The organism is Campylobacter sp. 10_1_50, from assembly GCF_000238755.1.
Classification (GTDB): Bacteria; Campylobacterota; Campylobacteria; order Campylobacterales; family Campylobacteraceae; genus Campylobacter_A; species Campylobacter_A concisus_R.
Window position 1 is genome coordinate 518,728 of sequence record NZ_JH414888.1, and the last position, 13,445, is coordinate 532,172.

14 protein-coding genes are annotated in these 13,445 nt (G+C 42.9%); all 14 read right to left on the bottom strand.

Features of this window, described 5'->3' with window-relative positions:
- Positions 1–10: 10 nt before the first annotated feature.
- Genes nuoN through HMPREF1019_RS06940 form a run of 14 tightly spaced genes read right to left on the bottom strand, consistent with a single transcriptional unit; the run spans position 11 to position 13,427 of the window.
- Positions 11–1,501 carry an NADH-quinone oxidoreductase subunit NuoN gene (gene nuoN, locus HMPREF1019_RS06875; protein ID WP_009294972.1) on the bottom strand — a complete coding sequence of 497 codons (1,491 nt, stop codon included), beginning with the start codon at positions 1,499–1,501 and terminating at the stop codon, positions 11–13.
- Positions 1,498–3,009, bottom strand: a complete 1,512-nt coding sequence (locus HMPREF1019_RS06880) for an NADH-quinone oxidoreductase subunit M (protein ID WP_009294973.1) — start codon at positions 3,007–3,009, stop codon at positions 1,498–1,500. The genes nuoN and HMPREF1019_RS06880 overlap by 4 nt, the downstream gene beginning before the upstream one ends.
- On the bottom strand, positions 3,009–4,847 hold the full coding sequence (nuoL, locus tag HMPREF1019_RS06885; RefSeq protein ID WP_009294974.1) for an NADH-quinone oxidoreductase subunit L: 1,839 nt from the start codon (positions 4,845–4,847) through the stop codon (positions 3,009–3,011). Before nuoL ends, HMPREF1019_RS06880 begins: the two co-directional genes overlap by 1 nt.
- 3 nt (positions 4,848–4,850) lie before the next feature.
- Positions 4,851–5,153 carry an NADH-quinone oxidoreductase subunit NuoK gene (gene nuoK / locus HMPREF1019_RS06890; protein ID WP_009294975.1) on the bottom strand — a complete coding sequence of 101 codons (303 nt, stop codon included), beginning with the start codon at positions 5,151–5,153 and terminating at the stop codon, positions 4,851–4,853.
- Positions 5,150–5,686 (bottom strand): NADH-quinone oxidoreductase subunit J, encoded by a 537-nt coding sequence (locus HMPREF1019_RS06895; RefSeq protein WP_009294976.1) that lies wholly within the window; start codon positions 5,684–5,686, stop codon positions 5,150–5,152. The genes nuoK and HMPREF1019_RS06895 overlap by 4 nt, the downstream gene beginning before the upstream one ends.
- Positions 5,679–6,317: an NADH-quinone oxidoreductase subunit NuoI gene (gene nuoI, locus HMPREF1019_RS06900; RefSeq protein ID WP_009294977.1), complete on the bottom strand. Its 639-nt coding sequence runs from the start codon at positions 6,315–6,317 to the stop codon at positions 5,679–5,681. The genes HMPREF1019_RS06895 and nuoI overlap by 8 nt, the downstream gene beginning before the upstream one ends.
- Before the next feature lie 8 nt (positions 6,318–6,325).
- Positions 6,326–7,321, bottom strand: a complete 996-nt coding sequence (gene nuoH / locus HMPREF1019_RS06905; RefSeq protein WP_009294978.1) for an NADH-quinone oxidoreductase subunit NuoH — start codon at positions 7,319–7,321, stop codon at positions 6,326–6,328.
- Positions 7,314–9,626 (bottom strand): NADH-quinone oxidoreductase subunit G, encoded by a 2,313-nt coding sequence (locus HMPREF1019_RS06910; protein ID WP_009294979.1) that lies wholly within the window; start codon positions 9,624–9,626, stop codon positions 7,314–7,316. The genes nuoH and HMPREF1019_RS06910 overlap by 8 nt, the downstream gene beginning before the upstream one ends.
- Entirely contained in the window at positions 9,623–10,333 is a 711-nt protein-coding gene (locus HMPREF1019_RS06915; RefSeq protein ID WP_009294980.1) for a hypothetical protein, read from the bottom strand. Before HMPREF1019_RS06915 ends, HMPREF1019_RS06910 begins: the two co-directional genes overlap by 4 nt.
- The gene (locus HMPREF1019_RS06920) at positions 10,330–10,560 is read right to left on the bottom strand and encodes an NADH-ubiquinone oxidoreductase subunit E family protein (RefSeq protein WP_009294981.1); all 231 of its coding nucleotides are present in this window, start codon (positions 10,558–10,560) and stop codon (positions 10,330–10,332) included. Before HMPREF1019_RS06920 ends, HMPREF1019_RS06915 begins: the two co-directional genes overlap by 4 nt.
- The gene (gene nuoD, locus HMPREF1019_RS06925) at positions 10,557–11,786 is read right to left on the bottom strand and encodes an NADH dehydrogenase (quinone) subunit D (protein WP_009294982.1); all 1,230 of its coding nucleotides are present in this window, start codon (positions 11,784–11,786) and stop codon (positions 10,557–10,559) included. Before nuoD ends, HMPREF1019_RS06920 begins: the two co-directional genes overlap by 4 nt.
- Entirely contained in the window at positions 11,783–12,547 is a 765-nt protein-coding gene (locus tag HMPREF1019_RS06930; protein WP_009294983.1) for an NADH-quinone oxidoreductase subunit C, read from the bottom strand. Before HMPREF1019_RS06930 ends, nuoD begins: the two co-directional genes overlap by 4 nt.
- Entirely contained in the window at positions 12,544–13,056 is a 513-nt protein-coding gene (locus HMPREF1019_RS06935) for a NuoB/complex I 20 kDa subunit family protein (protein WP_009294984.1), read from the bottom strand. The genes HMPREF1019_RS06930 and HMPREF1019_RS06935 overlap by 4 nt, the downstream gene beginning before the upstream one ends.
- A complete protein-coding gene (locus HMPREF1019_RS06940) occupies positions 13,038–13,427 on the bottom strand; it encodes an NAD(P)H-quinone oxidoreductase subunit 3 (RefSeq protein ID WP_009294985.1) in 390 nt (129 codons plus the stop codon). Before HMPREF1019_RS06940 ends, HMPREF1019_RS06935 begins: the two co-directional genes overlap by 19 nt.
- Positions 13,428–13,445: the final 18 nt, after the last annotated feature.

Sequence of the window (13,445 nt, forward strand, 5' to 3'; positions counted from 1 at the left end):
GTTAAATTTTCTAAAATCCTGAAGCAAAGACAAAATGCTCAATAAATTCCAAAATCGCCCCAGAAAATAAAAAGGCAAAGACCGTGCCAGCAACGGCAACTCCAACGATCACTTTTAGCGCCATCGAGACGTTTGAGATGTAAATATTTTTATCTTTTACGATAGGCTCTTTTAAAAACATAAAGACGATGAGCTTTAGGTAGTAATAAATCGCAATCGCAGAGTTTATCATGATGATGAGGCTAAGCACGACGTAATCAGACTTTATGAGCGATGAGATAAGCACCATCTTGCCCCAAAATACGCTAAAAGGCGGTATGCCAGCAAGGGCAATCATGAAAATTCCCATTATCACAGCGTAGCTTGGCAAAATTTTAATAAGCCCTGAAAATTTCTCATAAGGGTGCTTAAATCGCTTATCCCAGCAGACGACGTCGTCGCACCTTGCCACCCAAAGCATAGAAAATGCGCCCAAATTTGCAAACAAAAACATGATCCAGTAGAAAAACAAGGCGACATTTGCCTCGTGAGAATTAGCTACAAGCGCGCAAAGCACGACACCAGCGTGAGCTATCGAGCTAAAAGCTAGCATCCTTTTGACGTCCTTTTGCACTAGCGCCATGATGTTTGCAAGGCTCATCGTAAGCACGGCGATGATGTAGAGCATATCTTTTATCCATGAAATTCCAGAGCCCTCAAGCATCGCAAAAATTCTTAATGCGACGATAAATCCAGCAACCTTTGGCACGATCGACATATAGCCTGCTAGTGGAGCATTTGAGCCCTCATAAACGTCTGGTATCCATGTGTGAAATGGTATGAGCGAGAGCTTAAAACCAATGGCAGAAGCTATGAAAACGCAGCCAAGAAGGATTATTAAATTTTGATTTAGACTAAGATCTTTTATGACAACGCCTATGCGAGCGATGTCTATTGAGTTTGTTGCTAGATAAAACATCGCTATCGCCATCGCAAAAAAGCCAGCTGAGAGCGAACCCATCGCGAAGTATTTGATAGCAGCCTCGACGCTTTTTGCCTTGTTGTGAAGGGCGATTAGAGTGTAGAGACAAAGCGAGCTGATCTCAAGGCCTAGAAAGATGATAAGTAGGTTGTTTGAGCTCACCATAAACAAAAATCCAGCGATCATAAACAAAAATAGCGCGTAGTACTCGTAAATTTTATACTCAAAATACTCTTTTGTGCTAAGTGCCAGCGGGATGAAAAGGGCTGAGGCGATTAGGATAATGATCTGCGAGATGATAGAAATTCCATCAACTAAAAGCATACCCCAAAAGCTTAGGCTAAGCCCGTTAAAATCAAGCGTAATGCCTAAATTTACAAATATAGCGATGATGCAAAATACGCAGTAGAAATTCCTCGAAAGATCCTTTTTTATCGCTCCAACTATGAGGATAAAAAGTGCAAAAACCATCATACTAAGCATCGGCGAGAGTGATTGCAAAGAGATCTCGTTTAGGTCTAAAAAGGCTATTTCGTTCATAGTTTGCTCCCGCCGTTTAAAGATGAAATTTTATCCTTTGTGCCGCTATTTACAGCTCTAGTTTGCATTTTGCTTATGATATTTTGCACGCTTGGCTCAAGCGGTTTTAGTATCAAATTTGGTGCGATACCAAGAATGATTATGAGCAAACAAAGTGGCACAAGAGCGGCTAACTCTTTAAAATTTAGATCTTTTAGGCTTAAATTTTTCTCCTTGCACTCGCCAAAAAATACCCTTTTATAAAGTACCAGCATATAAACAGCGCCCACGATGATGCTAAAGCCGCCAAGTAGCGCAAAGAGCTTATTTAGCTTAAAGATGCCAAACAGGCTCAAAAACTCGCCCACAAAGCCGATCGTTAGTGGCAAGCCGATACTTGCAAGCGTTGCTATAAAAAATATAAGTGCGTATTTTGGCATCACCTTGGCAAGGCCGCCAAATTCACAAATTTCTTTTGTGTGAGCCCTCTCGTAGATGACGCCAACTAGCAAAAATAGCGCGCCGCTTACGATGCCGTGGCTTATCATTAAAAATATTGAGCCGCCAAGGCCTATTAAATTTAGTGAAAAGATGCCAAGCATGATGACGCCCATGTGTGAAATGGAGCTATAAGCGATCACTTGCTTCATATCGCTTTGTGCGTAGGCAACTAGGGCTGCGTAGATGATCATGATGATAGCTATGACGCAGACAAAGCCACTTAAAAGCAGGCTCGCGTCTGGAAAAAGCGGGAGTGAAAATCTCACAAAGCCGTAAGTACCCATCTTTAAAAGCACGCTAGCAAGCAGCACTGAGCCGATAGTCGGAGCCTGTCCGTGTGCGTAAGGTAGCCATGTGTGAAATGGAAATAGCGGAGTTTTCACGCCAAAAGCGAAGAAAAATGCTAAAAATAGCCAAATTTGAGCATTTTCTCCTATGCCAAGCTTGTACCAATCAAGCAAGTTAAAGCTAAAGACGCCGCTTTTTTGGTAGCACAGATAGCCGATAAAGATGATCGCTACTAGCATAAAGACAGAGCCTAAAAATGTGTAAATGAAAAATTTAATCGCCGCGTAAATTCTATTTTTACTGCCAAATGCGCCGATGATGTAAAGAAGTGGTATGAGGCTAAGCTCCCAAAAGCTGTAAAACAAGATCATATCAAGCGCGCTAAAGACGCCCATCATCGTACTCTCTAAAAATAGCACGCTAATAACCAGGTGCTTTAAATTTCCATCATCGCTAAGGGCTGCGATAGAGATGAAGCTCATAAATGCGCTAAGGACTATAAGCACAAGTGAGATGGTATCGATGCCCACAAAATAGCTGATATTTAGGCTTGGTATGAGCGAGACTTGATGCGTTAAAACAAAGTCATAACCCTGAAAATCAACATTGACGCAGATAAAAATGGCTAGTAAAAGCTCGATAAGAGCGATGCTTGCTCCATAAAATTTGATGCTTTTATTTTCTATCAAAAAGCCAAGTATTGCGCTTATTGCTGGGAAAAATATGATGACACTTAGCATTATTTGGCTCCGTTTAATAAAAATATAAAGCTTAAAAGCAAGGCAAATCCTGCGACCATAAACCTAAGCATGACGCTAAGATCGCCGCTTTGCATTTTGTTTGCAAGATATGCAAATTTAGTAACCAAAAGTGCGACAAAATCGACACTACGATCGACTATCATCTCGTCAAATTTCTTACAAATTTTAGAGATAAAAGCGTAGCCATTTATAAAAAATTTCTCATAAAATTTTGGTATAAAGTAGGCATTTTGCAAAATTTTATAAACTCTACTTTCGCAAATGCTCTCTTTAAAAATTTCTTTTTTATAGGCAAACACAGCAAAGCCAGCGCTTGCAAGCACTAAACTAAGCGTTAAAACGAGTAAGAAAATTTCACTGCTGTGAGATAAATTTAGCTTAAAATCCCCAAGGCTGTTACTTAAAAACTCGCTAAAGTTACTCCAAAAAAAGCCGCTGATAACTGAGAGAACGCCAAGCAAGCTCATGCCAACAAGCATGTAGTTTTTGGCTTCATGTGCGTGCTCCTCGCTCTTTGGCTTTACAAAAAATACTAGCATAACGAGCCTAAAGCTATAAAATGCCGTAAGCACCGCGCCAAATAGCAAAACAAGCCATAAAATTTGATTTTCACTAAAGGCAACCTCTAAAATTTTATCTTTTGAAAAAAAGCCAGCAAATGGATAAAAACCAGCCAGCGCGCAGCTTGCGATGATAGAAAGTAGCGCGGTTGGCTTCATAAATTTATAAAGCCCACCCATTTTTTTGATATTTAGCTCGTCGTTCATCGCATGCATGACGTTTCCAGCGCACAAAAAGAGCAAAGACTTGAAAAATGCGTGCGTGACAAGGTGAAAAAGTGCGATCTTATAAGCCCCAAGGCCAGCGGCTACAAACATATAGCCAAGCTGCGAAAGCGTCGAGTATGCGACTATCTTTTTAAGGTCGTTATGCACTAGCGCGATGCTTGCGGCAAATATCGCTACAAATGCGCCAAGGCAGGCGATAAAGTGCGATACTTCAGGCACGTTTGCAAAGATGAAATTTGCGCGTATGACCAGATAGACGCCAGCTGTTACCATAGTCGCAGCGTGGATGAGCGCAGAAACCGGCGTTGGGCCCTCCATGGCGTTTGCAAGCCAAGTGTGAAATGGAAACTGCGCGCTTTTACCCATGGCGCCTATGAAAAGAAGCGTGGCGATGATGCCTAAATTTAGCCCAGAAAGGTCGCTTCTAGTGCTAAAAACCTCGCTAAATTTAAGCGAGCCAAAGCTATAAAATATATAAAAGATGCCAACAAGCATGGCAAGATCAGCCACTCTGTTCATCACGAAAGCCTCGTTTGCAGCGATGTTTGCACTAGGCCTTTTATACCAAAAGCCAATGAGCAGCCAAGAGCAAAGCCCAACGCCCTCCCAGCCGATAAAGAGCCCTATGAAGTTATCGCTTGAGACAAGGACGTTCATGCAAAAGACAAAGAGCCCAAGGTAGCTAAAAAAGCGGTTAAAACTCGCGTCATCTCTCATGTAGCCAATGGAGTAGATATGCACGATGCTAGCGACCACGCCCACGGTGCTAAGCATCACAAGGCTGATCGCGTCAAGGTAGAAGCTAAAGCTAAGATCAAGCGAGCCTAAGTTTATAAACTCTTTTAGGGTTAAATTTAGTGGTTCATCTACGCTAAGACTAGCCGTTAGCATAAGCGAAGCCGTGGCGCTAACGATCATGAGAAGCGAGCAAAAAAGACCGATAAATAAATTCTTACTGCTATGCGAAAAGATGCCAGCTATGATGAAGCTAAGAAGCGGAAAAAATAGCGAAATACAAAATAAAATCATCTCTTAGCCTTTCATATTTGTCATCGAATCTAAACTGATGCTACCAGTCTTTTTATACCAAAGCACGAGCAATCCAAGCCCCACAGCGACCTCGCTAGCGGCGATGGCTACTATAAAAAATGCGATGATCTGCCCAGTTAGGTCAAAGTAGTATTTCGAGATAGCAGCAAGCGCGATATTTGCTGAGTTTAGTAAAATTTCGCTTGAGAAAAATAGCATTATCAAATTTCTTCTTCTCATTATGCCAACAAGCCCTATGACAAAGACCAGACTTGCTAGGATGAGGTAGTGAGTAAGGCATATCATAGCATCTCCTCAAATTTGCTTTGCGCGTCTAGGTCTTTATGTATCAAGATGATGCCAGCCACCATCGCCACAAGTAGCATGATAGCGCACATCTCAAAGGCAAGCAGATACTTGCTAAAGAGTAAAATTCCAACCGCTTCGATGTTGCCAAGATTAGCGAGGGTAGAATTTACTACCTCTTGCTTAGCGCTATAAATAGGCGCTAAAAAGATAAATATCAAAAGAAGCGCTATGAAGCTGCTTAGAAGATAGACGATTATCTTTGTTTTTTTGCTACTTTTTGGCTCGCACTCCTTGCTGGTGTCAAAAAACATCATCGCAAATGCGTATAAAACGACCACCGCGCCTGTATAGACGACGATTTGCACCACGCCTAAAAACTCAGCCCCAAGCAAGAAAAATATAGCTGATATAAAAACCATGCCAGCAGCTAGCGCAGAGACCGCGTTTAGGGCGTTTTTGCAAAGCACGCTAAAAGAAAAACTAACTAATATAAGGGCGCTAAAAAGATAAAATGCAAAGCTCTCATACATCGCTTGACCCTTTTAAATTTATATCCATCGTTTCTGCCTTATCTTCATTTGTAAGCGCATTTGGCGTCTTTTTTACTAGGCTACTAGCATTTTTAGGTAGCGCGCCATAGCCCTCAAACTCAGTTTGATCTTTTAAAAATTTATCATCTGTTAAAAACTCAGCCTTTGTGCCAAAGAGGATTTTATTTTCACTTGCGACCTCGTACTCTTGCCCGCAGACGATAGCAAGCTCAGGGCAGACATCAGCGCAAAATCCGCAATATACACACCTGCTTAAATTTATCGTGTAGCTTGCGACCTTTTTGCGGCCATCCTCGCCAAGAGAGGTTTTCATCGAGATGCAGTTGCTAACGCAAATTTTCTCACATAATCCACAGCCTATGCAGCGCTCATTTTCGCTTTCAACAAATTTTAAAAGCCTATGAATTCCCCTATATCTGGCGTTTAGCTCCATCTTTTGCATAGGGTATTTTAAAGTGTGCGACTTGCTAAAGAGCATCTGCTTTAGCGTGATCTTTAGCCCCACCAAAAGATCAAGCTTAAAAGTAGCGGCGATAAAGTGCTTAAATTTATCAAATGCCCCTTTTGGCTCTATCTTTTCGTCTATCAAAATATATCTTTTCTCGCTCATTTTACGCCTTAGATAAGTAGTGCAAAGCCGGTGATTACGACATTTAAGATGCCAAGCGGAAGCAAAATTTTCCAGCAAAGCATGCTAAGCTGATCGACCCTTAGATGTGGCCACGACGCCCTCGTCCAAAGAAAAAAGAAAAAGACTAGGCTTGATTTTAAAAGTATCATTAGCCCGCCTGGGATAAATAAAAACTCGTTAAAACCGCCCAAAAATAGGAGCGTGATGATGATACTTGCTGCGATCATGTTGGTGTATTCGCCGATAAAAAACATCGCCCATCTCATGCCGCTATACTCGGTGCCATAGCCTGCTACGATCTCAGTCTCGTTTTCTGTTAGGCAAAATGGCGTTCTGTTACACTCCACAAAGCTTGCCATCACAAAAAGCACGAAAGCAAGGGGCTGCTTAAATATAAGCCAGTTAAAGATGCCTTTTTGGTAGTTGTTTATATCAACTAACGAGAGCGAGCTAGTCACCATGACAACGCTTAAAAGTGCCATGCCAGCGACCACTTCGAAGCTAAGAAGCGCCACGACTGCGCGAGCGGCGCTAATTAGTGCAAATTTATTGTAGCTTGCAAGGCCCGCTGCAAGTGGCGAAAAGACGCAAACCGCTGCCACGCCAGCGATATATAAAACGCCCACGTTTATATCTGCAAGTATCGGTCTAATCGTATGCCCAAAAACTTCAAACTCAGGCAAAAATGGCACGGGCGCAAGCGCTGCAAATGCCGCGATAGCAGAGATTAGAGGGGCTATTAGAAAGATAAATTTATTTGCATTTGCAGGCACGATGTCCTCTTTTGTAAAGAGCTTTATCATGTCAGCCACGATCTGAAGCACGCCAGCTGGCCCCACCATATCAGGTCCCACGCGGCGCTGCATGTAGGCAAGCACCTTTCTCTCAGCATAAGTCGCAAGTCCTGCAAGGCTAGCCATGACGGCCAAGATGACGACTGCTTTAACAATAGTTGTTATCACAAAAAATAGCATTTCACTCATTCTCTGCCTTTATTATTTTTACGCTTGCGTAACTCTTGCCCTCAAAAATGGCGCTTACATCAAGCTTCTCATCGTAGTCGCCAAGATAGGCTGCCACGCCTCCTAGCTCGCTATCAAGCTCCACGCAAATGGCAAGCTTTTGCCCATTTTTTTCTAAAATGACAGCTTCGTTTTGTGAAATTTCAAATTTAGCCATAAACTCGCCGCTTGCATAAAGTTTCGCGCGTTTAGCTGTCTGGCTGGCATAGTTTGCAAAAAACGATGGCAAATTTATAGGATTTGCAAGGCTTATTAGCGCTTCGTCTTCTTTTAAATTTAGCTCATTTTTCTCTTTAAAAAATGGCTCTATGTCCTCTTTTGGCGCGAAATTTGAAATTTCAAGCTTGTAGCCTCTGTGACTTGTGCCGTCATTTGCGTAAAAGTTTTCTAAATCATCAAATTTAACGCCCCTGTAACCCTTCTCTTTTGGTAGCTGCGCTGTATAGTCGATCGTATTTTTAGCCACTAGCCCAAGCGCATTTGCGATGTCGTTTAAGAAGTAGCCATTATGTGTCAAAGCCGCATTTGTCGGCACTACTTCGTTATTTATACTTGTAAATGTGCCCTCTTGCTGATTTAGCGCACCAGCGTCAAGATCGCCCTCAAAGATGCTAAATTTAAACTCGCCCATTTCATTGTATCCTAGCGTCTTGCCAGGCTTTTTCTCGTGTGAAAGCGTACAAATTTTAGCCACGCCAAGCGAGTTTGTGCGAGGCGGTATGAGCATCACAGCAAACGGCGTAGTTCTTGCGATCACTCCAGCAAGGGCGGCTAGTAAATTTGCATTTTCATGAGCGTAAAAATCGCTACCTAAAATGAGCGTAAATTTAGCCTTGCCTTCGCAGAGGGCAGCTGCCTCCACTCCAAAGCTCTCTTCAAATTTTTCAACTCTTGCCTGAAGTGCTGCTGGTAAATTCTCACCCCAGTTTTTAAGCACAAAGAGTAAAATTTGCTCTAATTTTCCAGCCTCTTTGCCAGCCTCATAGCTCACACAGACAAAATTCTTTGAAAATTTCTTCACGACCTCATCAGCGATGTGATGAAAGTAAATTCCAGCAGCTTTATTTATCTTAAGGGCGTTATTTAGCTTATAGCTTGTAACTGGGCTCTCATGGCGCAAGAAGCTACCAGCCGTGATGATAAAATCGCTATTTTTTAGGCTCTCATAGTCTGCGTTATATGAGCTAAGACCGCTAAATTCGCTAAAAATATTTAAGAAATTTTGAAATTTAAAAGCCTCATCGTTTAGCAAATTTAGATCAAATTTCTCTCTCAAGCGCTCCAAAATAAGCGCCTCTTCGTTTGTTATGAAGCTATTAAATTTTATATTTTTTATGTTGCCGTTTTTTAAATTTAAGACTAGCTCGTTAAATTTCGTCTCATTTTTGCGTGCGTTTTCGTTGTGAAAGTCATAGGCAAACCTTGCCGCACCGCTTATCTCGCCAAAGTGAAAGTCGTTGCTAACGCGGTAAATTTGCTTGCTTCTATCGCTAGTGCTTTTCTCTTTTACGTCATAAAAAATGAGTTCGCAGTCGCTTTGGTGCGGATTTGCCGCTGGGATGCGGTTTAGCTCCCAGATATTTGAGCTATACTGAAAATTTGAGCTAACAAGCGCGCCAACAGGGCAAACGCTGATGCACTCGCCACAAAATGAGCAGTCCAAATTTTCGCCCGCACTTGGGGCAATTAGGCTCTTTTGCATCTTGCTAAATACGGCGTAGGCATCTTTAGGCATGCTCTCTTTTAGCTCTTTTGGCACTTCAACGCCCCTTGGCACCGTTTTTAGCGCGCTCTCGCCGATCTTATCTTTACAAACCGTGACGCACCTCTCGCAGACCACGCAAAGGGCTGGGTCGTAGTTTATGAGCCCCCATTTTTTGTGCGGTTTGTGTGTGTCCTCTATGGCAAATTTTTGCTCATTTACGCGTAAATGTGTTGTCAAATTTTGCAATTCACACTCGCCACTTTTATCGCAAACGCCGCACTGAAGGGGGTGATTGACGCAGTAGGTCTGCATGATCGCATTTCGCTCGGCAGCGATTTCTGGCGTATTTGTGTAAATTTGCATATCCTCTTTGGCTTTGGCGTTGCAGCTATATACCACTTTGCCGTTTGCTTCGACCATGCAAAGCCTGCAAGCAAGCGTTGGCGAACAGCCGCTAAGGTAGCAAAGCGCAGGGATGTAGATGCCATTTGCTCTTGCGATATTTAGGATACTCTCGCCCTCGTTTGCCTCTAAAATTTGATCGTTTATGGTGATTTTCATTTGCTAACTACTACTTGTTTAAATGCATATCCATCAAAATTTTTTGCGCCAAGCACGGCAACCGTGCCTTTTAGCGTTGGATCAAGCCTAAATTTAGCGCTCACACTAAAGTCTTTTGCCTTTAAATTTAATGTTTCGCCATCCTTTGCCTTTGCCACGATGCCAAACTGCACGCCGCCCACGATCTCGTCGCTTGCGTTTTTGTTTAGATAGACGACCGCTCCGTCAAAATTTTCAAGCTCTCTTAGCTCATCTACTTTTTTGACGCTTGCAAATTCTTTGACCTCACTGCCTGCTAAGACGACATTTTTGCCTAAAATTTCAAGCAGCCAAAAGATCGCATCTTTATCTGGATGAGCAAAGAGCGAGTCATCAATGATCACGTTTTTAACGTCCTTTATCCACTCGCCAAGCTCCTCAAACTCCTCCTCGCCCACGTTGCACTCGCCACTTATCAGCCCATCATCGAGCTCATCGAAAAAGTCATTTTGCACCAAATTTGCATACTTGCAAAGAAGTGCTAAGACATAGCTTATCGATCCTATCTCGCAGCGGATCAAATTTTTACTGCCAAGCTCGTTATCTTCAAAGCATGAGATGTATTTAAACTCGTGCTCTTTTACCTTTTTTGCTAAATTTTTGTCGCTCAAACTTAGTAAATTTGCGATACTTAGGCTCTTGCCTGCTATTAGATCATTAAATTTCATATCTTGCCTTTTTTTATCGTTAATGCCCAATCAACTTGGTTAAATTTAAGCGAGTTCATCACCTCGAAGTTTAAGTTATAAGCCAAATTTACAGCTTTCTCAACACCGCTGTAATCGCCTATCTCAAACAAAAATATCACCACCTCGTCTGGCTCGCTAGCCTTTATCTGCTGTCCAAGAGCGCTTAAAAACTCGCCCTTTAGATGCCTAAGATCGACCCTTCTCATCTATCAACCTCGCCTAAGATGATATTTGTGCTGCCTATTATCGCGACCACATCTGCCACGTACTGCCCAACTAGCATATCTTCATAAATAGCGCAGTGCCAAAAGCTTGGCGTGCGAATTTTTAGGCGATATGGGCTTGCGCTGCCGTCTGAGTTTATATAAATTCCAAGCTCGCCCTTTGGCGACTCGCTAGCAAAGTAAATTTCACCCTTTGGTGGCTTTAATCCCTGAGTTATCAGCACAAAATGCTGCATTAATGAGTAGTTTTGGCTCATTATCTGCTCTTTTGAAGCGCTCACATACTCTGGCGCGTCGGCGATGATAGCTGGGCTACTTGTCTGATACTTGCTAACGCACTGCTTTAAAATTTTCACGCACTCACGCATCTCTTTCATATAAAGTAGGTATCTTGCGTAGCAGTCGCCCTTGGTGGCGTAAGGCACGTCAAATTCTAGCTCGTCGTAGATGAGATATGGCTCCTCTTTTCTGATGTCGCGCGCGATGCCACTTGCTCTTAGCATGACGCCAGAGCAGCCGCTACTAAGGGCTAGCTCTTTGCTAACTACACCCACGTCTATTAGCCTTGCTTGCCAAATTCTATTTTCACTTAGCAGATCTTCGTAAAGCGTGATGTCGCTTGGAAATTTCTCGCAAAATTTAAGCAGCTCCTCACACCAGCCATCAGGCAGATCAAGTGGCACGCCACCGATCCTTATGGAGCTATGAGTTAGCCTTGCGCCGCAGTATTTTTCTATAAGATCAAGGACGTATTCGCGCTCTCTAAATGCGTATAAAAAGACGCTCATTGCCCCCACATCAAGGGCGTGCGTAGCTAAAAATAAAAGGTGCGAGCTGATGCGGTTTAGCTCCAAAAGCATCACTCTAATGATCTGCGCACGGCGAGGCACTTCTATAGCGCAAAGCTTCTCCACGGCCGCGCAAAATGCGTAGTTATTGGCACTTGAGGCGATGTAATCCACCCTGTCAGTCACTGGGATAAATTCCTGATAGGTCATATTTTCAGCCATCTTTTCAACGCCTCGGTGCATAAAGCCAACCTCTGGCATAGCGCGCACGACCTTTTCTCCGTCAAGCTCAAGCACAAGCTTTAGCTGTCCATGTGCGCTTGGGTGCTGTGGGCCAAAATTTAGTATCATCTTGCCGTCATTTTGCTCAAATTCTAAATTTTCAAAAAATGGTTTTAAGCGGTTTGGTGCCTGGCTCAAGGTCTTTCCTTTACTATCTGGCTTTGGTTAAATTTAGCCTTTTTGACAAATCTCACGCCGCCTTCTTCTTGATACTCGTACTCTTCATTTTCGTCAAACACACGTGAAAAGCCAAAGGTATCTTTCTCATCCACAAAGGCTGGGTCGCGGTTCTCTTCGCCGATCTGCTCTCTAAATTCACGCCCAAAAATTTTATCCACCTCGTACCATTTAGCAGCCTCATCGCCAACTAGCGGATAGCTCTTTAAAAGCGGGTGCGAGTGCCAGTCATCAGGCATTATAAGACGCTTTAAATTTGGATGATCTTTGATGAGAACGCCACTTAGATCATACATCTCGCGCTCAGCCCAGTTTGCGCTTTTATAAAGCTCACAAACGCTTTTTAGCATTTCGTCCTTTTTGACAAAGCATTTTACTCGTGCGCGCCTATTTTTGCTAACACTTAAAAGCTGATAAAAGACCTCATATCCACCTTTTTGCGCTATATAATCAATCGCCGCAAGCTCGCAAAGCTGCTCATAGCCAAAGTTTTTTAACGCTTCAAGCGCTTTAAAATTTTCACTAGAATTTACGTAGAGAACAAGTTGGTCAAACTCCACATAGCTAGATAAAATTTGCACTCCGCTTTGCTCTAAAACAGCCAGCTCTTCGTCAAATTTAGAGTCACTTGCCACTTCTTTTGGCGTCTCTTTAGCGATATAAAATTTCTCGCTGTAGTACTGCTTTTTTTGCAGGTCGTTTTTTGGCTTATACTCTCTCATATATCTAGCTTTCTTGGCTTTTGCGCCCTAAATGCACTTTGTTTTCTTATCTTTTTTTGAAGCATCATAAGTGCGTACTGAAGCGTCTCTGGGCGTGGGGCACAGCCTGGGATGTAGATATCGACGGGGATTATGCGATCAACGCCTTGAACGGTTGAGTAGGTGTTAAACATACCACCAGTGTTTGCGCAACTACCCATCGAAATGACCCACTTTGGCTCAGGCATCTGATCGTAAAGGCGCCTTGTAAATTCAGCGTGCTTTTTAGTTAGCGTGCCAGCTATGATCATCACCTCAGAGTGCCTTGGACTAGCCCTAAAAATGGTGCCAAATCTATCAAAGTCATATCTACTAGCGCCACTTGCCATCATCTCGATCGCACAGCATGCAAGCCCGTAGCTAAGCGCCCAAAGCGAGTTGCTCCTGCCCCACTGCACGAGCTTATCAACGGTTGTTAAAACTACTGGCAGACCGCCATTTGCAGCGTAGTTTATCCGATGCTTTGCCATTTAAAGACTCCTTTTTGCCAAGCGTAGGCAAAGCCGATGAGTAAGATCACCACAAAAAGCAACATCTCGATGAGCCCAAATAGCCCAAGCAGCCTAAAATCCACCGCCCACGGATACATAAAAATGACCTCAACGTCAAATAAAATAAATAAAATTCCATAAAAAAAGTAGTGGATATTTATCTTATTTGGCTGTTTTACAGTTGTCGGTCCGCACTCGTAAAAGCCAACTTTTAAGCGCTCAGTGTTGCGGTTGGCTAGCTTTTTGCTTATCTTTGAAGATAAAAATGTTATCAAGCTAAACGAACAAGTAGCTAACAAAAGTATGATAAAAGCGCCAAGATAGGTGCTGTCAAGCTCTGAGTGTGACATACTTCGCCTTTTTTAATT

Excerpts from the sequence above, each read along its gene's own strand:
- nuoN (WP_009294972.1), bottom strand. The coding sequence starts at position 1,501 with ATGAACGAAATAGCCTTTTTAGACCTAAACGAGATCTCTTTGCAATCA.
- HMPREF1019_RS06880 (WP_009294973.1), bottom strand. The coding sequence starts at position 3,009 with ATGCTAAGTGTCATCATATTTTTCCCAGCAATAAGCGCAATACTTGGC.
- nuoL (WP_009294974.1), bottom strand. The coding sequence starts at position 4,847 with ATGATTTTATTTTGTATTTCGCTATTTTTTCCGCTTCTTAGCTTCATC.
- nuoK (WP_009294975.1), bottom strand. The coding sequence starts at position 5,153 with ATGATATGCCTTACTCACTACCTCATCCTAGCAAGTCTGGTCTTTGTC.
- HMPREF1019_RS06895 (WP_009294976.1), bottom strand. The coding sequence starts at position 5,686 with ATGTATGAGAGCTTTGCATTTTATCTTTTTAGCGCCCTTATATTAGTT.
- nuoI (WP_009294977.1), bottom strand. The coding sequence starts at position 6,317 with ATGAGCGAGAAAAGATATATTTTGATAGACGAAAAGATAGAGCCAAAA.
- nuoH (WP_009294978.1), bottom strand. The coding sequence starts at position 7,321 with ATGAGTGAAATGCTATTTTTTGTGATAACAACTATTGTTAAAGCAGTC.
- HMPREF1019_RS06910 (WP_009294979.1), bottom strand. The coding sequence starts at position 9,626 with ATGAAAATCACCATAAACGATCAAATTTTAGAGGCAAACGAGGGCGAG.
- HMPREF1019_RS06915 (WP_009294980.1), bottom strand. The coding sequence starts at position 10,333 with ATGAAATTTAATGATCTAATAGCAGGCAAGAGCCTAAGTATCGCAAAT.
- HMPREF1019_RS06920 (WP_009294981.1), bottom strand. The coding sequence starts at position 10,560 with ATGAGAAGGGTCGATCTTAGGCATCTAAAGGGCGAGTTTTTAAGCGCT.
- HMPREF1019_RS06930 (WP_009294983.1), bottom strand. The coding sequence starts at position 12,547 with ATGAGAGAGTATAAGCCAAAAAACGACCTGCAAAAAAAGCAGTACTAC.
- HMPREF1019_RS06935 (WP_009294984.1), bottom strand. The coding sequence starts at position 13,056 with ATGGCAAAGCATCGGATAAACTACGCTGCAAATGGCGGTCTGCCAGTA.
- HMPREF1019_RS06940 (WP_009294985.1), bottom strand. The coding sequence starts at position 13,427 with ATGTCACACTCAGAGCTTGACAGCACCTATCTTGGCGCTTTTATCATA.